This window comes from Grimontia indica (genome assembly GCF_000333895.2).
Taxonomy (GTDB): Bacteria; Pseudomonadota; Gammaproteobacteria; order Enterobacterales; family Vibrionaceae; genus Enterovibrio; species Enterovibrio indicus.
This window is the reverse complement of sequence record NZ_ANFM02000008.1, coordinates 22504-46624: the sequence shown is the minus strand read 5'-3', so window position 1 is coordinate 46624 and position 24121 is coordinate 22504. Positions and strand designations below refer to the sequence as shown.

Below are 24121 nucleotides of genomic sequence, written 5' to 3'. Positions count from 1 at the left end.
AACATGAATAGTGCTATTGAACAACAAGTGGCCGAGCTGGGCATCGAGGCCTATCTGGACCAACATCAGAACAAATCCCTGCTGCGTTTTCTGACTTGTGGCTCGGTGGATGACGGCAAAAGTACGCTGATCGGCCGCCTGCTGCATGACTCTAAGCAAATTTATGAAGATCAGCTGGCAGCGATCCACGCAGACAGCCAGAAAGTGGGTACCACAGGTGAAAAACCGGATCTGGCGTTGTTGGTAGATGGTCTGGCCGCTGAGCGCGAGCAGGGCATCACCATTGACGTGGCATATCGCTACTTCTCGACCAAAAAACGTAAGTTCATCATCGCGGATACTCCGGGACATGAGCAGTACACCCGTAACATGGCGACCGGTGCGTCGACCTGTGATCTGGCGGTTATCCTGATTGATGCACGTAAAGGCGTATTGGATCAAACCCGTCGTCACTCGTTTATCGCGAGCTCTTTGGGCATCCGCCACTTTGTGGTAGCGGTGAACAAAATGGATCTGGTGGATTTCGATCAGGCACGTTTTGAAAGCATCCGTGATGATTACCTGGCGTTTGCTGAAAAGCTGAATGCGGACATCGACATCAAGCTGGTGCCACTGTCAGCGCTAGAAGGCGACAACGTGGTAGACCGCAGCCCAAGCACCCCTTGGTATGACGGCGATACCCTGCTGACCTTGCTGGAAGATGTAAACGTGACTGCGGAGAAAGATAACGGTGCATTCCGTTTCCCAGTGCAGTACGTGAACCGTCCAAACCTCGACTTCCGTGGTTTCTCCGGCACCATCTCTGGTGGTGAAGTGCGCCCAGGAGATGAAATCAAAGTGCTGCCATCGGGTAAAACCTCGACAGTTGCGCGTATCGTGACTTTTGATGGCGATCTTGATTACGCACACGCAGGTCAGGCCGTGACTATTACTCTGACTGATGAAATCGACATCAGCCGCGGTGATTTGATTGTACCTGCTGCTGACACCCAGCAAGCGACCAACAAACTGGCTGCGCGCATTGTTTGGATGGCTGAGCAACCGCTGGAAGTGGGCCGTCAGTATGACGTCAAAGTCGCGGGCAAGAAAACTGTTGGTGCCGTGAGTAAAATCCGCCATCAGGTGGACATCAACTCGCTGGAAACGTTCGACACTGAAAGCCTGCCACTAAACGGCATTGCTGAGTGTGAGGTTGAACTGACTGAGTCCGTGCCGCTCGACGTTTACACCGATTGCGCCGACACCGGTGGTTTCATCCTGATTGATCGTCTGACCAACGTGACCGTGGGCGCAGGTATGATCAGCGAGCTGCTCGAAGACAGCGTTGCACAAACTTCAGGTACTGATATCTCTGCGTTTGAGGTAGAACTCAACGCGCTGATCCGCAAGCACTTCCCACACTGGAATGCACGCGACATCAGTAAGCTTCTGGGGTAATTCCAATGAGCTGGGATCAGTCTCTGGTATTGGGATTGCTGCTGGCGATTGTGGCAGGTTTGGTGTTTACCAAAATCAAACCTGCCGTACTCTTCGCAGGCGCAGCTTTCGTTGCATTTCAATCCGGACTGGTATCGGTGGAAGCGATGGCAGGGAACTTCACCAACAGTTCCCTGTTAACGCTGGTACTCCTCATTCTTGCCTCTGCGGCACTGGAAAAAACACGTTTGGTCAGTTGGGTCAGCGGGCAACTTGCCAGCGGTCGTTTAGGAACAGTCGTTGCTAAGTTAGGTGTCTCGACCGCGTTTCTAAGCTCGTTTACCAACAACACCGCTGTGGTGGTTTCCCTGATTGGTGCGGTGAAGCGTAACCGCCGTCATGCGCCTTCACGACTGCTGATTCCTCTTTCTTACGCAGCCATTCTTGGCGGCACTCTGACCCTGATAGGCACCTCGACAAACCTGATCATCAACAGCTTTGTTGAAAGCGCGGGTTTGCCTGCCTTGAGCTTCTTTGCGCCCTCAACCATTGGCCTTGCTGTGTTGGCAGGTGGCCTTCTGGTGTTGATCCCGTTTTGTTATCTCCTTCCTAACTATGACGACGACAGTGATGACGATTTGCCATATGTACTGGAAGCAGAAGTCAAAAGGGGCTCGCCATTAGCGGGTAAAACCGTGTCTGAAAATGGACTGCGTGCGCTCCGCCGTTTGTATCTTGCTGAAATCGTACGCGATGGTGAGCTTATCGCCCCAGTTTGCCCGGATACTGTGATGCGCGAAGGGGACAAGCTTCAGTTCTGTGGCGATGTGGAGAGCGTGGCGACCTTACAGGAAATCGAAGGTTTAGCGCTGTTTGGTCAGCATCACATCAACGGGCAGAACCTGCTTGAAGTGGTAGTGAGCCATAGTGCATCGATTCTGGGTAAGACACTGAAAGAGGCCAAATTCCGTGAAAACTTTGATGCGGTTGTCGTCGCTATCCGTCGCGGTCATGAAAAGCTCGAAGGCGGTTTAGGCAATATTACCCTGCTTGCCGGTGACACTTTGGTGATTGTCCCTGGTAAAGGATTTGCGAAAGAACAACAACGCATGCAGCGCGAATTCGTGCTGGTGAATGGTTTGGACTCCAGCGCGCGCCTCGATAGCAAAATGAGCACTTGGGTGCTGGCAGGTTTTGCCGCAGTAATTGGTTCCGCTTTAATGGAGTGGATGCCACTGCTGAATGGTTTGGCTGCCTATCTGACTGTGCTGTTGCTGACAGGTGTCGTGAATCTGGTAGAGCTGAAACGCCGCTTCCCGGTTGAGATCGTGGTGATTGTTGGCAGTGCGCTAAGTCTTGCGCAGTTGATGATTGAGTCTGGGCTTTCTGAGCAAATGGGCGAGCTGTTTATTCACTGGTTTAATGGCTGGGGCGTTTATGGCGCGCTGATTGCAACCTATTTGCTGACGCTGGTGTTAACGGAGCTTGTGACCAACAATGCCGCAGCGGCACTGTCATTTCCGATCGGATATAGCCTCGCTCTCGGATATGGCGTAGATCCAATGCCGTTTATTATGGCAGTCTTGTTTGGTGCCAGTGCGAGCTTTATTTCGCCATATGGTTACCAGACTAACCTTCTGGTCTACAGTGTGGGTAATTATCAGTTAACGGATTACCTGCGGATTGGATTGCCGTTGTCGTTGGTGTACTCCGCATTGGTGTTGGGTCTTATCCCTCTGTTTTTTCCATTTTAATCACCTCAAAGGCCAATAGAGCCTGAGATGAGGTCAACAAAGGATTGAGTTATGAGTGCAGCGGATACGCCGCATCCGGATGAAAACGTCGTTTGGCATAAACACGTTATCGACAAACAATACCGCGCAGAACAGAAAAAACAGCGTCCGGCGCTGCTTTGGTTTACTGGCCTTTCAGGCTCTGGCAAATCCACCGTAGCTGGCGCGCTGGAAAGCAAACTGGCACAGATGGGTTACCACACCTACCTGCTTGATGGTGACAACGTGCGTCACGGTCTTTGCCGTGATCTGGGCTTTTCTGACCACGATCGCCGCGAGAACATTCGCCGTGTGGGCGAAGTCGCGAAATTGATGACCGATGCGGGTTTGATTGTCTTCTCCGCATTTATCTCTCCGTTCCGCGAAGAGCGCCAATTAGTTCGTGAACTTCTGCCTGAAGGTGAGTTCTTGGAAGTCTTTGTCGATACGCCTTTGGAAGTGTGTGAATCACGCGACCCGAAAGGCCTCTACAAAAAAGCCCGTGCGGGTGAGATTAAAGCCTTTACCGGTATCAGCTCTGCCTATGAAGCGCCGGAAGCACCGGAAGTGCATCTTCATACTGACGAGCATTCTGTTGAAGCTTTGGTGGATCAGTGCATTGCATCATTGCGTCAGGCAGGCATTATCGGCTGACTTTAACCGTTGCTGAAAAATGAAAAACGGCTGGGATTTCCCGGCCGTTTTTGATTTTCGCTTTTCAGTGCTTCATCCCCAAAATAGGGTGGGGATTAAGCTTTCTCGTTGACGGTGGAGCCTACATCGCTCTCTACCACAAATGCTTTGGAAAGCAGCGCCATCAGGGCATCGAGATATTCAGGATGCGCTTTTTGACCCACGAGTTTTGCCAACTCATTACCTGTTGGGCTGAAACGGTAGTAATAAATCCGGATACCTTTTCGCAGCGGTGTCAGCATAAAGGTTTTGTTTTGCCCTATCAGCGGGAAGGAAGCCGGCGGCTCAAGCAGACCGGATTCCAATTCGGTTCTCAATATGAGTCCCAAATCCATCAACAACATCAGATCCGTGAATGGCAATTTGAAATTCCCCAACGCCAAACGTTCAGCAATGTCCGGTTTGAAATAGCGCTTCATGCCATCTTCCGGTTTTCTAAACCCCGTAATGAGTTTGTTGCTGCCATCGCTGCCGAAGGTACAGGCCAAAGCGCAAGCACGCTGAAGAGCTTGTGCTTCGCGTTGTGTCATGGTTTCCAGCAATGACAGAGCTTTCAGTGAAGTGCTGCCGGGTCTGATGATTTCCTGTTTCAGAATTCGCGCCCACAGATTTTGCATGCCATCGCCATAAATGTTCTTCGCCATTTCAAAGAAACGGTACAGCCAGTCCGGATCGGGTGAGCTCGCCGTTTCATCGCGACAAAGATCGTTACAGATCTTGATGATTTGCTCGAGGTTCTCTTGCTGTTTCTGTTTGATCTCAAGCTGGCGGAAAGCAGCTCGGGTAGTCAGGGTGTCGTGTTCAATATCGTGCAGCTTTGCATCAATGTGGTGAGCAGCAGCAATGGCGGCCAGACGATGCTGACTGGATTTAATGTGGCTCTCCTGCTGGCTTTGTGACTTTTCGCCACGCTTCGGGTTCTCTTTTTCGACACTCTCGGCGTCAATCACGACTGGTTTGTTTGGTTCGGCCATGCTATTCCCGCTTTGAACACGTTAAGGTAATGTTTTCGCGATGGTTTGGCGCAAATCGTGTGCAATCAACTATGTTAAAATTAAATTAAATTTGTTAACATTTATCCATGTTATGGAAGCGAAAGGAGGAATGATTGCTGTGAAGAAGTTCAAGTTGAATTCAGTCAATATCCTGCTTGTCGTGTTTTATATTGCCACGCTGCTCTATCTTTCTCAGTTTATCGGCTAATTTCCGCGAAACATTAAAAAACCCGCTTTGAGCGGGTTTTTTCATTTCAGGCAGTGAGCAAGATCACTTCATGAGCTTATTCACTAAATCAATCACTTGAGTGATCTCAGCCTCATTCAGAGCACCTTCTTTAACAAAGCGAACGGTGCCTTCGGCATCTAGCAGCACGATGGCTGAGCTCTCGTCCTGAAGTCTCCATGCGCCAGCAACAGCACCGTTTTTATCCAACACAATGGATGACCAGCTGAATTCTTTTTTGCTGTCTTCTGCTGAAGATTTCACAAAACCACCGGTTCCCCAGATGGCATCATCTTGGTTGATGATGGTGGTGGTTTGGTATTGTTCTCGAGGAAAATCAGCCGCTTTGATTGCTTCAATCAAAGGAGCATTCATTTCCTTGGAGCTGCTTCGGCCAGCTATCGCCTGAATGATGCGGACTTTACCTGTGAGATCGGCGCTGTTCCAAGTCTGATAATTGACACTGTCGCCATTCAGGGTGAGTTCGCCATGGTTTTCAACGGAGACCGAAGGCAGCGCCTGACCGTTTGAGAGGTTGTGAGCCGAGGCAAAGGTGGAGATGAGAGCAGTCGCCAAGGCCAGAGTTTTAATACGACGCATGAGAGATTGTTTCCTGTTCATTGATATTTAGTTTTTATGCGTAAGCCCACTGAATTTGTTCAGTTTTAAGGCTACGTTAATCAATATAGCCGATACAGGATGTGAGCCCGAATCAATAACTGGCCTTACCACTCAAATTTCGACATTGGATCGCTATCTCTTTGAATCTTTTTTAAGACGCTGTGTCGTATATTTGCCATGTGAGAATTTTTGTCTACGCTTAGTTCGGTGGGGGAAACCTGAGTCCATTGTGTTGTCAAAGCTGTTATGGCCACTGCCCCGAACACTTGGCATTTAGATTGCATTGTACAAATGTCAGCCAATCCTGAACGGAATGGCGTGCAATGCAGGTCTTTTATCATTGGCATGGAAGGAGTTCATCAATGTTACGTATATTTCATCAATACCGTCCTCGTCAGGTTGCCCGCTATGTAAAAGGCTTTTTCCGCGGAAGAGTATACATCGATGGCGTAGGCGCCTTTGAGTTTGACCGAGGCAGGCTGTTACCGCCACACAACAAAGATAAACGCGCGCTGGCGGTGATGACCGAAGTCAACAACGAAATTAAAGCGATGGCAGCGGCTGCCTGATAAGACTTTACGAACATAGAAAAACGCCCGTCGTATGACGGGCGTTTTGCTTTTCAGGGGTTATCTTTCCCACGGTGGCAGACAAACCCCAGTACCACCAATACCACAATAGCCGTTTGGATTTTTCTCCAAGTACTGCTGGTGATAGGTTTCAGCAAAGTAGTACGGGCCTGCTGGAGCAATCTCTGTCGTGATTTCAGCTTTACCTTCCGCGTTCAATGCGGCTTGGTACGCATCGCGGCTGGCTATTGCTGCCGCTTTCTGAACGTCATCGAAATAGTAGATAGCCGAACGGTACTGGGTACCCTTGTCATTTCCCTGACGCATACCTTGCGTTGGATCGTGACTCTGCCAAAATTGTGTCAGAATTTCCTCCAGAGAAATGCGTGCAGGATCGAACACCACTTGCACCACTTCAGTGTGGCCGGTCTGTGCACTGCATACGTCTCTATAGGTCGGATTGACGGTGAAGCCGCCGCTGTAGCCGACAGAGGTAGATGTTACGCCATCAAGTTTCCAGAACAGTCGCTCCGCGCCCCAAAAGCATCCCATACCCAGGAGAATTTGCGATTGTCCGGCGGGTACCTCTTTACTCAATAGTGAGCCATTGACGGCATGCGGTTCTGACGGAATAATTTCGTCGAGTCGATCTGGCAACGCCTGATCAGCGGTGATGGAGAGTTGCTTGTGGTTGATAAGCATATATCGACTCCTTGTCGTGTCTGGATTGCGCCTGTCTTTCTGTCAGGTATCCACTATGGAACCATACAGGCAGGAAAACACAAGAACGGCGCAATGAGCTTATTCTTTCATTGCTGCTCGAATCGGCTCAAGCTGCACGCGTAAGATGATTCTGCCGCATCCTCATATGAATCGTTGAGGACATTTTTCCTTGCATTGATGCATATTTGCAACAGAACAACCGAGTACATGGACGGTCATACTGTCACTAATCTTATTTTAAACAGGCTCTCAGGGTGAGAGAAAAGCATACGGTTGATGATTAAGAAACGATTAATACCTTGGGTTGTCGTCGCAACAACATGGATTCCTGGGGTAGCAATCGCCGAAGTGGACTTCGATATCAAAGGGTTGGACGATGCCCTTGAGCAGAATGTTTCCATATACCTCGACGCTATCCCTGCCAGCGAACGCCGACTGACTTTCCGTTTTCAGTCCCGCGTCTCTGATGAGGTGACAAAAGCGCTGCAGGCGCTGGGATATTACAACCCTACGATTGCTTACAATGTCGAGGACAAAGAGTCCATTGATGATGCCACGGTGGTACTGGATATTGTGCCGGGCGAACCTGTGCGCATCGCACAAGTAGATATTGAGCTGACGGGTGATGCGAAAACCGATGAGGCATTTACCGAGCTTCTGAAAACCGCGCCGAAAGTAGGCGACATCCTTAATCAGGGACAATACGATGCTCTGAAATCGTCGATTCAAAGCCTTGCAGTGCGTCGCGGTTACTTCGATGCCGAATACACCCTTTCCCGTCTGGAAGTGGCACCTGGTCGCCATCAAGCCTTTATTCGCCTTCACTTCAGCAGTGGTATGCGTTATCACTTTGGCTCGGTGATTTATCACAATAGCCAGATTAATGAAGAGCGGCTCGACAGTATGCTGACCTTCAAAGAGGGCGATCCGTATTTGGTGTCAGATCTGGGGGCGTTTAACCAGTCGCTGTCGAACACGGGCTGGTTTTCTTCTGTGCTTGTCGAAGCGGGGTTAGATGATCTTCGTGATGACAGAGTGCCAATTTCCGTCAACTTAGAGCCTGCTCCGCGCAACCAATTTGAAACCGGTATTGGGTATTCCACTGATGTAGGACCGCGGGTCAAAATCGGGTGGAAAAAGCCTTGGTTTAACAGTCGCGGACATAGCCTGAATACCGACTTGTATGTTTCACAGCCAAAACAGACGTTGGAATCTACTTATAAGATCCCGCTTGAAGACGTCCAGCGTGAGTACTATCAAGTGCAGGTGGGTCTGGAAAATCTCGATAACAACGACACTGAAAGTTTGGAGCTGACGTCCTCAATTTCCCGTCACTGGAAGTATGACACTGGCTGGCAACGTGCGCTCTATCTTCGCTGGCTCTACTCTGATTACACTCAGGGCAGCGTCTCAAACATCTCGAATCTGATCCTGCCGGGCATTAACTTTTCCCGTGTGCGCAGCCGTGGCGGGGCGATGCCGTATTGGGGAGACAAACAGTCGATCACCTTTGAGGCGGGCGACCCTGCACTATTGTCAGACATCAGTATCTTCCGCGTGGTGGGGCAGACGGCGTGGATTCGTAGTCTGAACAACGACAACCGTTTTCTGACTCGCGTAAATGCGGGCGGTATTTTCACCAGTGAATTTGAACGCGTGCCACCGTCGCTTCGCTTCTTTGCAGGTGGTGACAACAGCATTCGTGGCTACAGCTATGAATCGATTTCACCTCGTGACGATAAAGGTAAGCTCGAAGGCGGTGCCTACATGACGACAGGTTCGCTGGAGTATAACTACCGTGTGACGGGTAACTGGTGGGGCGCACTGTTTGTCGACGGCGGTGATGCCTGGACGAGCAGCGACCCGGAATGGAAAACCTCAGCAGGCGTCGGTGTCAGGTGGGAGTCGCCGGTAGGTCCTATCCGATTTGATATTGCCCATGGTTTTGAAAATAAAGACGATGATTTCATGATCCACTTTAGCCTTGGACCAGAACTATGATGCGTTGGATCAAGCGATTCGTTATCGCCATCGTATTGTTGTTGGTTCTGGTCGCCGCCGGTGTCTTTGCGGTATTACTGACCCCCGCGGGTGTGAAACTCGCGGTCTGGGGCGCTCAAAAAGCCCTGCCTGAGTTAACCATAGAAAAAAGCAGTGGCGCGCTGTTGAATGGCTTTGCGCTGGAAGGCGTGGCTTTCAGCATGGAAGGTTTCTCGCTGTCGGGTAAATCTTTTTCCCTTGATATTAACAGCCGATGTCTGAGTGGTCCTGCGCTGTGCGTGGAGTCACTGACGGGTGACGGCATTGAGGTGGTGGTAGGAGAAACTGAGCCATCACCGGAATCGTCGCCTTCAGAGTCCTTGACGGAAATTAAAACGCCAATCCCACTCTTTCTCAATGGCGTCGCACTCTCGGATATCTCTCTCGATATTCTCGGCACAAAAGTGCATTGGGACAGCCTGACCACCGCCGCCCAGATGCAGGGCAACACGGTGACCTTAAAACCGACCGAGTGGAAAGGCATCAAGGTCGAGCTTGCCCAGAGTGAAGAAAAACCGTCTGACCCTGCAGACCCTGCACCGCCTCCAAGCAGTGAAGCACCGATTGAACTGCCCGCCGTGAATATTCCGCTAAATGTGGTGATTGAAGGCTTTGCACTGAAAGATGCAGAGCTCCTGTTACCGCAAAAACAGGTGATTCACGAGTTCTTTGTGAAAGGCAAAGCGGGTGGTTATGACATTGCTTTGGATGAAGTTCGTCTTGATGCTGAGCAGGGTAAAGTGACGCTCAATGGCGATATCTCGCTGCAAGATAACTATCCGCTGAACCTTGCTGCCAAGGCCAATGTTCGGATGGAGCCATTGCAGGGACACTCACTGACGCTGGATGCAAATGGTGACCTTCGCGATTTGGCGCTCAATGCGAATCTGAAAGGCGTGTTGCAAGCCGTGCTTTCCGGCAAGTTGGATGTGCTTGATCCTAACCTGCCATTTAACGTGCTGCTGACCAGTAAGAACCTGCAGTGGCCGATTGACAGTAAAGCCGAATACACATTGGCTTCCACGGCGATTAACGCCAGCGGTAGCCTGAAAAAATACAGTGCATCGGTCAAAACCAAAGCCTCGGGTGAAGCGATTCCGAATATCAACTTGTCGACCAAATTAACGGGGGACCTCGGCAAAGTGATGCTGGGGGATATCTCGTTGAAAACCCTCGGTGGCGGCATTGATGGTTGGGCAAGTGTCGATTGGTCTAAGCAGGTGAAATGGCAAACCCGACTGGCATTTTCCGATATTCAGCCAGGGCTGCAGTGGCCGGAAGCAGAAGGAAAGCTATCTGGTGAGGTGCAAAACAGCGGTGAACTGACGGAGCAAGGCGGTTGGTTAGTGCGCCTGCCAGAGCTTGATATAGAGGGGATTATCCGCGATCAGGTGCTGGATTTAAGCGGCCAACTCAATGCTTCGGATGTGAAAGGCAAAGGCGACTTGCTGGTAGAAACCAATGGGCTTTCCCTTCGCCATGGTCCAAACCGGATTGATGTATCCGGCAAGGTGGATAAAGCGCTGGCGCTGAAACTCAATCTCAACCTTCCCAAGCTTTCCGCTTCGGTGCCGCAGGCTGGCGGCAGTATTCAAGGCAATATCGGTCTTTCAGGTACGCTGGAAAAGCCTGAGGCGGCGTTGCAAATCAATGCCAATGCGGTGCGTTGGGAAGAGCTGGTCACGGTGCAGGATGTCAGTATCCGTGGATCAGTGACGCCACTTCCTATCATTGGTGGTGGCCTGATTGTCGATGTGAATGGCGTGAAAGCAGAAGGCGTAGAGGTGAAAAGCCTCGCGCTGCGAGCGTCCGGTGATGAAAAAGAGCAGACCGTGAGCCTTAAGGTTGATGGAAAGCCTGTGGGGGCAAACCTCTCCGTTCGCGGCAGTTTGGACCGGAAAAAAGGCTGGAAGGGAAGCTTGTATTCTTCTTCGCTCACAACGCCTGTAGGGCCTTGGAAGCTCGCGAATGATATTCCTCTTGATGTGGATTTTACATCGGGTGCTGTCGATATTGGCGCGTTTTGCTGGACACAAAAACAAAGCAAAGTGTGTCTGGACAAGCCCGCAAAAGTGGCGAACAGCGGCGAAGCCCAACTTTCTATCGTCGATTTCAACCTAGATATTGTGCAGTCCTTCCTGCCTGTGACGACCACGATTGAAGGACTGGTCAATGCCAACGCCAATGTCGCGTGGAAGCCAAACACACTGCCAAACCTTAAAGCATCGGTAGACTTGTCAAAAGGGAAGGTGACGGAACAGTTGGATGCGCCGCTGACCATTGGTTGGGATGCTGTGAACATTGATGCGACGCTGGCTAATAACACCCTGAACGCAGATGTGCTGCTGGCATTGACTGACAACGGTAAAGCGTCGCTCAACGCGGTAATGGGGGATTTGGAGAGCAAGAAACGCACCCTCAAGAGCACCTTCGGCATTGATAATATCGACCTCGACATTCTTGCTCCGGCTTTGGGTGAAGACACCACACTGGCGGGAATGCTGAATGGTAAGGTTATCCTCAATGGCGACTTGGATGCGCCAACCGCCAACGGCAGTATTGAGCTAAGCGGCCTTAGACTCCAGAGCCTTGCTGCGCCTGTGGAGGTGAGGGAAGGTCAGATAACGGCGTTGTTAAATGGCACCAATGGTCGCATCAATGGTGATATCAAAACGCCGGATGGCGATCTGGTACTTACCGGTCAGGCGGACTGGAAAGATCTTAATGCCTGGCTGGCATCACTGAATGTGAAAGGACAACGCCTGAAAGTCGTCGTGCCGCCAATGGTTGCACTGGAAGTCAGCCCAGACATGACGTTGAATGCGTCGCCGAAGTCCGTGAATGTGAATGGCAATGTCTCGGTGCCTTGGGGGCGTATTGTGGTGGAAAACCTGCCAGCATCGGCGGTGCAGGTTTCCAGTGATGTGGTGATCCTGAACGACGATCTTCAGCCTGTTTCTGAGGAAGAAAGCAACCCGATCACGGTGAACGCTAACATTGCGGTCAATATTGGTGATGACGTTCGCCTTGAAGCCTTTGGTCTGAAAACCAATCTGGTAGGTAAACTGGATGTGGCCAGCAATAGAAAAGGACCAAACATTAACGGCGAGATCAATCTGGAAGAAGGGACATACCGTTCATTTGGTCAGGATCTGCAAATCAAAAAAGGTCAGATCCTGTTTAATGGTCCGCCTGAGCAGCCGTATCTGCAAGTGGAAGCGATCCGAAATCCAGATGCCATTGAAGATGGCGTCGAAGCAGGTATCCGTGTGACAGGACCTGCGGATGCACCAGAAGTACAGGTGTTCTCAGATCCTGCCATGCCGCAGGCAAATGCCCTGTCTTACCTTACACGCGGTCGAAATCTGGACAGCGAATCAGACGGCAATGCGATGACGTCGATGCTTATTGGCCTTGGCCTTTCCCAGAGCGGTAAGCTGGTGGGTCAGATTGGCGAAGCCTTTGGTGTGCAGGATTTAACCGTGGACACATCAGGTAGCGGTAATGACGAGAAGGTCGAAGTGTCTGGTTATATTTTGCCGGGGCTTCAAGTGAAATATGGTGTGGGTATTTTTACCAGCTTGCCGGAATTCACGGTGCGTTACCGCCTGCTGTCTGATCTGTATGTTGAGGCGGTTTCCGGCGCGGACAATGCGGTCGACCTGCTTTACCAGTTCAGTATCAAGTAACCCTAAAATGAACAAAGCCCGGCAATATTGCCGGGCTTTGACGTTTTGGGTGCTTATTCTTCGCCAGGGTAAGTCTCGAGGAATTCTTCGACTTTTTCCACCATATGGGTGGAGCCAACAAAAAACGGCACGCGCTGGTGAAGCTCAGTGGGTTTGATGTCCATGATACGCTGCGCGCCATCAGACGCCTTACCGCCCGCCTGTTCGATGATGAAGGCCATTGGGTTGCATTCATAAAGCAGGCGAAGCTTACCGCTGCGATATGCAGCAGTGCTTGGGTAAAGATACAGACCACCCTTGAGCATGTTACGGTGGAAGTCTGACACCAGTGAGCCGATGTAGCGTGACGTGTATGGGCGTCCGTCTTCCGGCACATTCTCCTGACAGTACTTGATGTACTTCTTCACCCCGAGAGGGAAGCGGATGTAGTTCCCTTCGTTGATGGAGTAGATTTTGCCATCCTCTGGAATGGTCATGTTTTCGTGGGAAAGACAGAACGCACCAATGGATGGGTCATAGGTAAAGCCATGCACGCCATTACCTGTTGTGTAAACCAGCATGGTTGAGGAACCATAGATGATGTAGCCTGCCGCGACTTGTTGGTTACCCGGCTGAAGAAAATCCTCCATTGTAGCCGGTTGGCCAATAGGAGAAACGCGGCGGTAGATGGAGAAGATGGTTCCGACGGAGACGTTCACATCGATATTGGAAGAACCATCGAGTGGGTCCATCAGGATGACATATTTGGCGTTGCGGCCAAGTTCGGTGTCGAAGATAACCGCATCATCTTCTTCTTCACTGGCTACGCCACACACTTGATCCCGTGCAGCCATCGCTGCTTTGAATTTCTCGTTGGCGTAGACGTCCAGTTTTTGTTGTTCTTCGCCCTGGGCGTTCTTTCCACCAAATGCACCCGTGATATCAGCGAGTCCCGCTTTGTTGATTTCACGGTTGACGATTTTGGCCGCAAGTCGGATAGAAGAGAGGAGTGAGCTGAGCTCTCCACTGGCGTTCGGGTATTCATGTTGCTTTTCAACAATGAACTCGCCAAGTGTACGCATATCGGACATTCCAGATCCTTTTGATGTCTGTTATTAGATTCTTGGGTAAGATGCTGGAAAACAAAGTCGCAAGCGAAGAGCAATAAGGCCTTTGCTTTCCTGGTTGATTCGATGCGTCCGGTGCATCGCTTGGGTGGCAGGCAAAAGTTTTTGCCAAAAACGTGACGTCACAACCGGACAAAAAATCAACTTGTTACACATTTTATAGTGTAGAACTTTTTATTCGTATCGAAGTAATTTGGACATGTCGGGATCTGTGATCCTTAGGGAATCAGACCGGGCAAAGTCACTGATTTAAGCTGACGGAACCTTATGCATATACACATTTTAGGGATTTGCGGCACCTTTATGGGCGGTGCAGCCATTCTAGCCAGACAACTGGGTCATAAAGTGACAGGTTGTGACGCCAATGTTTACCCACCAATGAGCACACTGCTGGAATCTCAGGGTATTGAGATCATTCAGGGCTATGATCCTTCGCAACTTGATCCCGCGCCGGATCTGGTAGTGGTTGGAAATGCCATGAGCCGCGGAAATCCGTGTGTGGAATATGTGCTGAACAATAACCTTAATTACACGTCCGGTCCTCAGTGGTTATTGGATTTCCTGTTGAAAGATCGTTGGGTGCTGGCGGTGGCGGGCACGCACGGAAAAACCACGACAGCGAGCATGCTGGCTTGGGTCTTGGAAGATTGCGGTTATCAGCCGGGTTTTTTGATTGGTGGTGTTCCGGGTAACTTTGGCGTATCTGCGCGCCTTGGTGAAACCATGTTCTTCGTGGTCGAAGCCGATGAATACGACAGTGCTTTTTTCGACAAGCGTTCTAAGTTCGTGCATTACCATCCACGCACGCTGATCATGAACAATCTTGAGTTCGATCATGCTGACATCTTCGACGATCTGAATGCTATCAAACGTCAATTTCATCATCTGGTAAGAACCGTACCGGGGATCGGCCGTATCATTGCGCCTTCAAATGATGAAAACATCAAATCGACGTTAGAGATGGGTTGCTGGAGCGAGCTGGAGTTTGCTGGCGAAGATGGTATCTGGAAGGCGGAAAAGCGTGTAGCTGACGGCAGTGAATTTGATGTTTGGTTTGAAGGTGAGTTGGTTGGCAGCGTGAAGTGGGATCTTATTGGCGACCATAACGTCAGTAATGCATTGATGACCATTGCTGCAGCCCGTCATGTGGGGGTGACCCCGGATTTGGCGTGTGAAGCCTTAGGCAGTTTTATCAACACCAAACGCCGTCTCGAGCACAAAGGCGATTTCAATGGCGTCACGGTTTACGACGACTTTGCCCATCACCCAACCGCGATTAAAACCACACTGGAAGGCTTGCGCGCCAAAGTGGGAGAACGCCGTATCCTTGCGGTGTTAGAGCCGAGATCCAACACCATGAAGCTTGGCGTACATAAAGATGAGATTGCACCATCACTGGATGCTGCCGATGAAGTATTGCTGTTCCAACCGGAACACATCAAGTGGTCGGTGAAAGACGTGGCAGAGGCCTGTAAAGCACCGGCGAAAACCTTCGACGAGATTGATGCTCTGGTTTCAGGCATCGTCAGTGAGGCAAATGCAGACGACGTTATACTGGTGATGAGCAACGGTGGTTTTGGCGGCATACACGACAAGCTCAAAGCCGCGTTGGAACAACAATAAGGAACACATGGCAAGTTCAATGAATGACAAACGCATCACACTGGCCTGGAGCGGCGCTTCCGGTGCGCCTTATGGTCTTCGCCTATTGGAGTGCTTGCTCGCGGCTGACTATGAAGTGTATCTGCTGGTGTCATCCGCCGCACGTGTGGTACTGGCAACGGAACACGGTTTGAAACTGCCATCCGGCCCTGAAGCGGCAAAAGAAACCTTGGTGAAACACCTCAATGCACCCACCGATAAATTGGTAGTGTGTGGCAAGGAAGACTGGTTCTCGCCAGTGGCATCTGGCTCCGCAGCACCCAAGAAAATGGTAGTGTGCCCATGTTCCGCGGGCTCGCTGGCAGCGATTGCCCATGGAATGTCGGATAATTTGGCAGAGCGCGCTGCTGATGTGGTGCTAAAAGAGCGCGGCCAATTGCTGTTGGTGGTGCGCGAAACCCCGTTTTCTACTTTGCACTTAGAAAACATGCTGAAGCTGTCGCAAATGGGTGTGACCATCATGCCCGCGGCGCCGGGGTTTTATCATCAGCCCAAGTCTATCGACGATCTGGTGGACTTTATGGTGGCGCGTATTCTCGATCATCTCGGTATCGAACAGGTTCTCGTACCGCGGTGGGGCTACGATCAGCGCGACAAATAACTCTGATTCAGATAAACAAAAAGGGCGGTATCTATACCGCCCTTTTTAGATCTTGGTGTTGCAATCAGCCTTGTGGCTTCATGATCAACACATTGACTTTTGACTGTTCCAGCACCTTAGATGCCACAGAGCCAATGATAAGTTTGTTCGCCTTAGAACGCTTATGGCTAGGCATCACGATCAAATCGCAGCCAAGGCTGTCAGCGGTTTTGACGATGGCCTTGTAAGGCTTACCTTCAGCCACAGACAAATCATACGAAATGCCTTCCGGCACCATGCGCTCGGCAAAGGCTTTCAGGTTGTTACGCACGTCCTGTTTCATTTGGCGGGCAGCGTCTTCCGGGAAGTAAGACTGAACCATGGAGTTGTGAATGCCCGGTAGGGCGGTCAATAGATGCAAGGTTGCACCTGTTTGCCCAGCGATCCAAACAGCGTGCTCAACGGCTTTGTCCGCGAAGCTTTCATCATTCAAATCAACAGGGACCAGAATGTGTTTATACATGTCGTCTACTCTCTTGTGTGGTAGTGACCGGGGCTATATGCCCCGGACTAATTACGCTGTTTGTTGTTTTTCTGCTCTCGCACGGCGGCGTTGATTCCATGCCATGGCGGCAAGCAGGATAAGAGTTGGCACAAATACCCATTCTTTCGCCGGGCGCTCAGCAGGTGTGCTTACCTGAACAATTTCCCAGTCGAAATCGATACCTGCATCAGACGCCGGGCTGCCCCACTGAACCATATCGACCAGTTTCGAACCTTCTTCATCACGAAGTTCCAAACCGGTAGACAGCACACGCGCTAGACCTTCTGCTTCTTCATAGTTCACCGGAAGGTGTACGTGTTTGGTGATGACATCGCCATCAATGGTCTCACCACGAACCTGTAGGTTAAGCGTTTGACCATTTGGCAGTTTTTCTGCTACTTCAATGATAGCTGAACCTGGGTAATCGTTCGTTGGTGGAAACACTTGATCCCACCAGTAACCCGGACGGAACAGTGAGAAGGTGATCAGCAACATGAGGAGGGTTTCCCACCACTTGTTCTTGGTAAACCACCATCCCTGTGTGGCGGACGAGAATACCAGCATGGCGATCACTGCGGAGCCTATGGTCAGCAGAAGATGCACAGGGCCTTCAATATCCATCAACAGCAGTTGGGTGTTGAAGATGAACATAAACGGCAGGATTGCTGTACGGATATCGTAAGTGAAACCCTGAATACCAGTTTTTATTGGGTCAGATTTCGCAATCGCCGCTGCCGCAAAGGCCGCGAGACCAACTGGTGGGGTGTCATCTGCCAGAATACCGAAGTAGAACACGAACAGGTGAACGGCGATCAAAGGAATGATAAGACCTTCCTGAGCACCCAGTGTCACGATAACTGGTGCCATCAGGGTCGATACCACGATGTAGTTTGCCGTCGTTGGCAGACCCATACCCAAGATCAGGCTGATGATTGCGGTGAACAGCAGCATCAACATGATGTTACCGCCAGAGATGAACTCGACGAAGTCAGTCATCACCAGACCGATACCAGTCAGTGTGACCACGCCTACCACAATGCCTGCAGCAGCAGTCGCTACACCGATACCAATCATGTTACGTGCACCGGCAACAAAGCCCTCTGCCAAGTCGATGAAACCGTTTTTGATTTCTTCACCGAAGTTAGATTCGCCATGGAAGAAAGCAAACAGTGGGCGTTGAGTGACGACGATGAACATCATAAACAAGGTTGCCCAGAATGCAGACAGACCTGGTGAGAAGCGTTCAACCATCAGACACCAAACCAGTACTACGATTGGCAGCAGGTAGTAGAGACCAGAACGAGCGGTTGGACCCGGATCCGGCAGCTCTGAAAGGTCAGTGTCTGCAGGGTCTTCTACTGCATCTTTCTTGTATTGCGCTGAGTAGCGAACCAGTGCGATGTAGGCAATGAAAATCGCAACCGCAATGATTGGGCTTGCTGCAGCACCAAATACATCTTTGGTCCAGCCAATACCGTAGTAAACCGCAAAGCTCAGCACGCAGATACCAATGACGATGGTCAGGAAGCTCAGCAGAGACTGTACCAACGTTGATTGATGGCGACGTGGAAGGCCTGTCATGCCTGCCTTACAAGCTTCAAGGTGAACGATGTAGATAAGTGCGATGTAAGAAATGATGGCAGGCAAAATCGCCGCCTTAATCACTTCGATGTAAGGAATACCGACGTATTCCACCATCAGGAAGGCCGCCGCACCCATGATAGGTGGTGTCAGCTGACCATTCGTTGACGCAGCGACCTCTACCGCACCGGCTTTTGTTCCTGGGAAACCGACACGTTTCATCAGTGGAATGGTGAATACACCAGTGGTTACCACGTTTGCGATAGATGAACCTGAAATCAGGCCGGAAAGGCCAGAAGCCACAACGGCTGCTTTTGCCGGACCACCACGCATGTGGCCGAGCATAGAAAACGCCACTTTGATGAAGTAGCCACCTGCACCCGCACGATCAAGCAGGGCACCGAAGAGTACAAACAGGAAAACAAAAGACGTTGATACACCCAGTGCAACACCAAATACACCCTCTGTGGTCAGCCACATGTGCGACATGGCCTTGTTCAGGCTTGCCCCTTTGTGCGCGATAACGTCGGGCATGTGGGGACCTGCGAAGGTATAGAGCAGGAAGACCAGCGCGACCACCATCAGCGGCGGGCCTAGGGCGCGTCTTGTCGCTTCCAGCAACAAAATCATGCCTGTGACTGCAACAACAATATCAAACGTTGTTGGTGCACCAGCGCGTGAAGCGAGTTCGGTATAGAACAGAAAGAGATACCCAGCTGCAAAACTTCCTGCGAGGGCAAATATCCAGTCTTGGACAGGAATGCGATCTCGTGGAGAGTTTTTCAATGCAGGGTAAGCGGTGAATGCCAGAAAGATAGCAAACGCCAAGTGAATCGATCGTGCCTCGGTATCATTGAGCGCGACAGTAAATGGTGAGGCATACCAGAGCTGGAAAATAGACCAGCACAGCGGAACGAACCAGAGGATCTTCCCTGATATACCTGACGGAGCGCGGGCTCCGGTGTCCGCTTGAGCGACGATATCCTGCGCTTCTTGCGGTGTCTCGGTCGTCTTCGTCATGCCATTGTCCTTTAATCGGCAAGTAAAAGTGTAAAAAAACCTGACATCAGATGCGGATAACCCGCAACGAAGCGGGCTATCTCCACAGCGTGTTTTATACGCCTTTATTGTCTTCACCTAATGACGAGTACTGCTTTGCACGGTCTTGTGTAAGACTCAGTTTATTTTGTGTATTTAGGATTCTTTGGTTATGAATGATAACAAATCCGTTTCCAAAATTTAAAACTAGAGAAATATTTTGTCATGATATTTCGCATCGAATTGAGGCGTGAGGGAAGATAAAAGCCAGAAAGTCTCAATAATGAGATGAAAGATAGTGTCGGAGTATGACTACTTGGATAAAGAAATAGGCTGGATGATCGGAAAATCATCCAGCCTATTTTGGAAGGTTTTCTCTGTTTGAATTATCGGGAGTAATCGAAAAGTCCGCAAACGGCCTCAAACAGTCGCACAGTGGTGGTTGAGCGCGTTGGGGTGATAAAGATGGTATCGTCGCCAGCCACTACACCAAGGATACCTTCTGCTTTACCCAGTGAATCCAAGAGGCGAGCGATAAGCTGAGCTGCACCAGGACCAGTATGGATAACCACCAACGCATCGTTGTAGTCGATATCCATGACCAGCTCTTTCAGCGGGCTGCTGGTAGTGGGTACGCCAAGTTCCACTGGCAGGCAGTACACCATTTCCATTTTTGCGTTGCGAGTGCGTACAGCGCCGAACTTGGTCAGCATGCGGGAGACTTTAGATTGATTAATGTTCTCAAAGCCTTGCGCTTTCAGAGCATCCACGATTTCGCCCTGGGAGCTGAATTTCTCTTCTTTCAGGATGGCTTTAAAAGCCTTCACCAATTGATCTTGTTTATCTGAATTGCGCATATTTCTTCTTTCTTCCCCGTGTCAGGATGGCGCATTCTTGCATAGTGATTCAGTCACGGGCAATAAAATCAGCGGTAAAGTGACGCACCTATCACCTTTCAACAGGCTTGAGGAGCTTTGACGGTAAAAATGAGAAGCGCAGCTTATCCTCATGCCGATAAGCTTGTGGTTATCTATGATGGGAACGTATCATGCGCAAAGGTCCGTTATGCATACGGGGTTGTCAGTGAATGTAAGTAAACCACCTTATGCTGACTTACCTCGTATCCAAGGTCTGAAATAATAAAATCGTAAATAAGGAGAACGAGATGAAAGTTGCTGTGATTGGCGCCGCTGGTGGCATTGGTCAAGCTTTAGCCCTGCTTTTGAAAAACCGTCTGCCTGCGGGTTCAGATTTGGCTCTGTATGACATTGCGCCGGTAACGCCAGGTGTTGCTGTCGATCTTAGCCACATCCCGACCCCAGTATCTATCAAAGGTTACAGCGGTGAAGATCCATCACCTGCACTGGAAGGTGCTGACGTGGTTCTGATTTCTGCCGGTGTAGCGCGTAAACCAGGTATGGATCGTTCAGATCTGTTCAACGTGAACGCGGGTATCGTTCGTTCTCTGAGTGAAAGAATTGCTGATGTGTGCCCGAAAGCACTGATCGGTATTATCACTAACCCTGTGAACACCACTGTTGCTATCGCGGCAGAAGTGCTGAAAGCAAAAGGTGTTTACGACAAGAACCGTCTCTTTGGTGTGACCACGCTAGATATCATCCGTTCTGAAACTTTTGTGGCTGAGCTGAAAGGTAAAGATCCAAGCGATGTTCGCGTACCAGTTATCGGCGGTCACTCTGGCGTAACTATCCTGCCACTGCTGTCTCAGGTTGAAGGTGTTGAGTTTACTGAAGAAGAAGTGGCTGCACTGACACCACGTATCCAAAACGCGGGCACTGAAGTGGTTGAAGCAAAAGCGGGTGGCGGTTCTGCGACTCTGTCTATGGGTCAGGCTGCATGTCGCTTTGGTCTGGCGCTGGTTCGCGCAGCTCAAGGCGAACAAGACGTTGTTGAGTGTGCTTATGTGGAAGGCGATGGTAAATACGCACGCTTCTTCGCTCAACCAGTACGTCTGGGCAAAAACGGTGTGGAAGAGATCCTGGATCACGGCCCACTGAGTGCTTTCGAGCAAAACGCACTGGACAGCATGCTGGATACACTGCGTAAAGATATCCAACTGGGCGAAGAGTTCGTTAAGTAACTTTTCCCTCAAAGAGAAAAAGCGGCTGGTAAGCCGCTTTTTTTATGCCCGCGCTGTTCGATTATTCGCTGGTAACTTTACTGTCGAGTGTTTTGCCTAAGCGCTCGACCCAAAAGTTGATCGCATCTTTGGCATCGTCCAGTGAGTCAATCATGGTGGACAAGTCTTTATTTCCTGTCTCTCGGTCTATGACGGCGAAAAGTGGCTTGTCATCACTTGCGTCACTGACCAATAACTCAATCGTCGCGCTGCCGACATTCGTGTGTTCACCAGTGGTGATCTTTGAGATCGTAGAAATACCTAATCCGACAGGGAGCAGGCTACTGGTCACCGCCAGAATTGGATTTGGCGTTTCTACGTTGCTGATTGCAATACTCAGTCGAAGCGTATTGTTTTCAGGTGTTTCAACGATACGTTTGTGCGGAGCAATCTTTTCTTTAAGTGTTTGTGCAAGATATTCTGTTAACTCGTGAATATCTTCGTCATCTAGTTCATTGCTTTCTGACGTTAATACGTAAATCCTGTCCAAAACGACGGAGTCATATTGGGCAAGCTTGCGTTTTAATCTTGCTTCATCGCGTAATCCCACGCGCGCCCATACCAGATCAACGCCGCCTTCAGGGCCGGTTTTAAAATCTTCGTATGATGTGAATGAAGTCGCGGGAATACGATTGCCTCCGGCACAGCCGAAAAGCATGGCACTGCCTAACACAATGGCAGCGGCTTTCATGGGAAAGGGCTTCAACATTTCTTCCTTAAAATCGCATCAAAAAGAAAACGCACCCTGGGGTGCGTTAAACAAGATTACTTTTTACGGTGCACAGCAATGTGTGCCAGCGCTTTGAGCGCCTCTTTATATTCTGAATCTGGAATAGGCGCGAGGGCTTCTATGGCCTTCTCCGCTTCTTCCTCCGCGCGTTGGCGAGTGTATTGCAGAGAGCCGCATTGCTCCATGCAGGCAAGGATAGGATCGAGTTTGTCCAGACCATTACCTTGTTCGATCGCTTCACGGATCATGGCTGCCTGCTCGGTGTTACCGTTGAGCATGGCGTGTAGCAATGGCAGGGTAGGTTTGCCTTCAGCCAAGTCGTCTCCGGTATTTTTGCCCATCTCATCGCCTTGTGAGGTGTAATCCATCACATCATCAATAAGCTGGAAAGCGGTGCCAAGGTAGCGGCCGTAATCCTGCATCGCTTTTTCAATATCTTCTGAAGAATCAGACAGGATCGCACCGATCTGGGTTGCCGCTTCAAAAAGACGCGCAGTTTTTGAGTAGATCACCTGCATGTAACTTTCTTCAGTGGTGTCGGGGTCATTACAGTTCATCAACTGCAAAACCTCGCCTTCTGCGATCACATTGGTAGCTTCACTCATCAGATCGAGGATCCTCAAAGATCGAAGCTCTGTCATCATCTGGAATGAGCGTGTATAAATGTAGTCGCCCACCAGCACGCTGGCTGCATTGCCAAACATAGCATTGGCAGTTGCTTTGCCACGGCGAAGGTCCGATTCATCGACAACATCGTCGTGTAGCAGGGTAGCGGTATGGATGAATTCGATAAAGGCAGCGGCGGTGATGTGTCCTTCACCTTGATAATTCAGCGCACGGGCTGATAAAACAGCAAGCATTGGGCGCAGGCGTTTGCCTCCACCACTGACGATATAAAAACCTAATTGGTTAATCAGGGCGACGTCAGAATTCAGTTGCGCAAGTATTTTTTTGTCCACTTTTGCCATGTCATCGGCAGTCAGTGCTTGGATGGTGTTAAAATCCATTGATGCGTCCGGTCCAAGGGAAGATTGCAGTTTGCTGCTCTCGTTTTTGCGATGATAGTACACTAAAATTCCTTACTCGACACAGTATCAATGTTGGCAAAATAAGCGGTTAAATACAGTGAACAGGTTTTCGCCAATTTTCTTTCACTACCCTCTTGCCAGAAGGCGAATCTTACCGTAGAATTCGCGCCCTATTGATGAATTAAATGCGCACCCCTCACTGCACAATTTTTAAACGCAGAAGGCTGTGCGGAAATGCGGAGAAAACCATGTACGCAGTTTTCCAAAGTGGTGGTAAACAACACCGTGTAAGCGAAGGCCAAACTATTCGCTTGGAAAAGCTAGACATCGAAACTGGCTCAACTGTTGAGTTTGATTCTGTTCTGCTGGTAGCTAACGGCGAAGAAATCACCGTTGGTGCACCGTTCGTAGCAGGCGGTAAAGTAACTGCTGAAGTAGTTACCCACGGTCGTGGCGACAAAGTGAAAATCGTTAAGTTCCGTCGTCGTAAGCATTCTCGTAAGCAAATGGGCCACCGTCAGTGGTTCACTGAAGTCAAAATTACTGGCATCAGCGCTTAATCTAGGAGAAGAGATAAATGGCACATAAAAAAGCTGGCGGTTCTACTCGTAACGGCCGTGATTCAGAAAGCAAACGTCTTGGTGTTAAGCGCTTCGGTGGTGAGTCTGTTCTGGCAGGTAACATCATCGTTCGTCAACGTGGTACTAAGTTCCACGCTGGCACTAACGTAGGTTGCGGTAAAGACCACACTCTGTTCGCTCTGTCTGATGGCAAAGTGAAGTTCGAGGTTAAAGGTCCTAAGAACCGTAAATTCGTTAGCATCGAAGCTGAATAATAGCCCTCGATACTGATTCTGAAGCCCTGCCTTACGGCGGGGCTTTTTGTTGCATAGCTAAGTGACTTTTGTCCAAGAGCATTTAGCTATACAACATAAATGTAAGCTCAGGCGGCTCAGCAGCGAATTTACG

20 protein-coding genes are annotated in these 24121 nt (G+C 50.2%); 11 read left to right on the top strand and 9 right to left on the bottom strand.

Features of this window, described 5'->3' with window-relative positions:
* The first annotated feature begins 3 nt into the window (after positions 1-3).
* Genes cysN through cysC form a run of 3 tightly spaced genes read left to right on the top strand, consistent with a single transcriptional unit; the run spans position 4 to position 3842 of the window.
* The gene (gene cysN / locus D515_RS04730) at positions 4-1437 is read left to right on the top strand and encodes a sulfate adenylyltransferase subunit CysN (protein WP_002536512.1); all 1434 of its coding nucleotides are present in this window, start codon (positions 4-6) and stop codon (positions 1435-1437) included.
* Between the two features lie 5 nt (positions 1438-1442).
* On the top strand, positions 1443-3170 hold the full coding sequence (locus D515_RS04725) for an SLC13 family permease (RefSeq protein WP_002536510.1): 1728 nt from the start codon (positions 1443-1445) through the stop codon (positions 3168-3170).
* Positions 3171-3221: 51 nt separating this feature from the next.
* Positions 3222-3842: an adenylyl-sulfate kinase gene (gene cysC, locus D515_RS04720; RefSeq protein ID WP_002536509.1), complete on the top strand. Its 621-nt coding sequence runs from the start codon at positions 3222-3224 to the stop codon at positions 3840-3842.
* A gap of 95 nt (positions 3843-3937) precedes the next feature.
* On the opposite strand, the gene D515_RS04715 is transcribed toward cysC, so the two are convergent.
* Together D515_RS04715 and D515_RS04705 are read right to left on the bottom strand one after the other, a co-directional pair.
* A complete protein-coding gene (locus D515_RS04715) occupies positions 3938-4855 on the bottom strand; it encodes a TIGR03899 family protein (protein WP_002536508.1) in 918 nt (305 codons plus the stop codon).
* A gap of 292 nt (positions 4856-5147) precedes the next feature.
* The gene (locus D515_RS04705) at positions 5148-5702 is read right to left on the bottom strand and encodes a YtfJ family protein (RefSeq protein ID WP_002536505.1); all 555 of its coding nucleotides are present in this window, start codon (positions 5700-5702) and stop codon (positions 5148-5150) included.
* 383 nt (positions 5703-6085) lie between these two features.
* On the opposite strand from D515_RS04705, the gene D515_RS04700 reads away from it, so the two are divergent.
* Positions 6086-6292: a DUF1107 domain-containing protein gene (locus tag D515_RS04700; RefSeq protein WP_002536503.1), complete on the top strand. Its 207-nt coding sequence runs from the start codon at positions 6086-6088 to the stop codon at positions 6290-6292.
* Positions 6293-6352: 60 nt separating this feature from the next.
* Here D515_RS04700 and msrA read toward each other — a convergent pair whose 3' ends face one another.
* Positions 6353-6988 (bottom strand): peptide-methionine (S)-S-oxide reductase MsrA, encoded by a 636-nt coding sequence (msrA, locus tag D515_RS04695; RefSeq protein ID WP_192815493.1) that lies wholly within the window; start codon positions 6986-6988, stop codon positions 6353-6355.
* 303 nt (positions 6989-7291) lie between these two features.
* On the opposite strand from msrA, the gene tamA reads away from it, so the two are divergent.
* On the top strand, positions 7292-9016 hold the full coding sequence (gene tamA / locus D515_RS04690; RefSeq protein WP_002536499.1) for an autotransporter assembly complex protein TamA: 1725 nt from the start codon (positions 7292-7294) through the stop codon (positions 9014-9016).
* On the top strand, positions 9013-12744 hold the full coding sequence (gene tamB / locus D515_RS04685; protein WP_002536497.1) for an autotransporter assembly complex protein TamB: 3732 nt from the start codon (positions 9013-9015) through the stop codon (positions 12742-12744). The genes tamA and tamB overlap by 4 nt, the downstream gene beginning before the upstream one ends.
* Before the next feature lie 53 nt (positions 12745-12797).
* Here the strand turns inward: tamB and fbp are convergent, their stop codons facing one another.
* Positions 12798-13805, bottom strand: a complete 1008-nt coding sequence (gene fbp, locus D515_RS04680) for a class 1 fructose-bisphosphatase (protein ID WP_192815492.1) — start codon at positions 13803-13805, stop codon at positions 12798-12800.
* 312 nt (positions 13806-14117) lie between these two features.
* On the opposite strand from fbp, the gene mpl reads away from it, so the two are divergent.
* Positions 14118-15473, top strand: a complete 1356-nt coding sequence (gene mpl, locus D515_RS04675; protein ID WP_002536494.1) for a UDP-N-acetylmuramate:L-alanyl-gamma-D-glutamyl-meso-diaminopimelate ligase — start codon at positions 14118-14120, stop codon at positions 15471-15473.
* A 7-nt stretch (positions 15474-15480) separates the two neighbouring features.
* Positions 15481-16113: a flavin prenyltransferase UbiX gene (locus tag D515_RS04670; protein WP_002536492.1), complete on the top strand. Its 633-nt coding sequence runs from the start codon at positions 15481-15483 to the stop codon at positions 16111-16113.
* A gap of 64 nt (positions 16114-16177) precedes the next feature.
* On the opposite strand, the gene D515_RS04665 is transcribed toward D515_RS04670, so the two are convergent.
* From D515_RS04665 to argR, 3 genes are all read right to left on the bottom strand, one after another.
* The gene (locus tag D515_RS04665) at positions 16178-16615 is read right to left on the bottom strand and encodes a universal stress protein (RefSeq protein WP_002536491.1); all 438 of its coding nucleotides are present in this window, start codon (positions 16613-16615) and stop codon (positions 16178-16180) included.
* A 51-nt stretch (positions 16616-16666) separates the two neighbouring features.
* Entirely contained in the window at positions 16667-19237 is a 2571-nt protein-coding gene (locus D515_RS04660) for a TRAP transporter permease (protein WP_002536490.1), read from the bottom strand.
* A gap of 404 nt (positions 19238-19641) precedes the next feature.
* Positions 19642-20112 carry a transcriptional regulator ArgR gene (gene argR, locus D515_RS04655; protein WP_002536488.1) on the bottom strand — a complete coding sequence of 157 codons (471 nt, stop codon included), beginning with the start codon at positions 20110-20112 and terminating at the stop codon, positions 19642-19644.
* 308 nt (positions 20113-20420) lie between these two features.
* On the opposite strand from argR, the gene mdh reads away from it, so the two are divergent.
* Complete coding sequence (mdh, locus tag D515_RS04650; protein WP_002536486.1) at positions 20421-21356, top strand: malate dehydrogenase; 936 nt, start codon at positions 20421-20423, stop codon at positions 21354-21356.
* A gap of 61 nt (positions 21357-21417) precedes the next feature.
* Here mdh and D515_RS04645 read toward each other — a convergent pair whose 3' ends face one another.
* Both D515_RS04645 and ispB read right to left on the bottom strand, forming a co-directional pair.
* Positions 21418-22104 (bottom strand): DUF3313 domain-containing protein, encoded by a 687-nt coding sequence (locus D515_RS04645; protein ID WP_002536484.1) that lies wholly within the window; start codon positions 22102-22104, stop codon positions 21418-21420.
* A 56-nt stretch (positions 22105-22160) separates the two neighbouring features.
* Positions 22161-23132 carry an octaprenyl diphosphate synthase gene (ispB, locus tag D515_RS04640; protein ID WP_039849616.1) on the bottom strand — a complete coding sequence of 324 codons (972 nt, stop codon included), beginning with the start codon at positions 23130-23132 and terminating at the stop codon, positions 22161-22163.
* Between the two features lie 269 nt (positions 23133-23401).
* On the opposite strand from ispB, the gene rplU reads away from it, so the two are divergent.
* Both rplU and rpmA read left to right on the top strand, forming a co-directional pair.
* The gene (rplU, locus tag D515_RS04635) at positions 23402-23713 is read left to right on the top strand and encodes a 50S ribosomal protein L21 (protein ID WP_002536481.1); all 312 of its coding nucleotides are present in this window, start codon (positions 23402-23404) and stop codon (positions 23711-23713) included.
* A 17-nt stretch (positions 23714-23730) separates the two neighbouring features.
* The gene (gene rpmA, locus D515_RS04630) at positions 23731-23988 is read left to right on the top strand and encodes a 50S ribosomal protein L27 (protein ID WP_002536479.1); all 258 of its coding nucleotides are present in this window, start codon (positions 23731-23733) and stop codon (positions 23986-23988) included.
* Positions 23989-24121 lie beyond the last annotated feature (133 nt).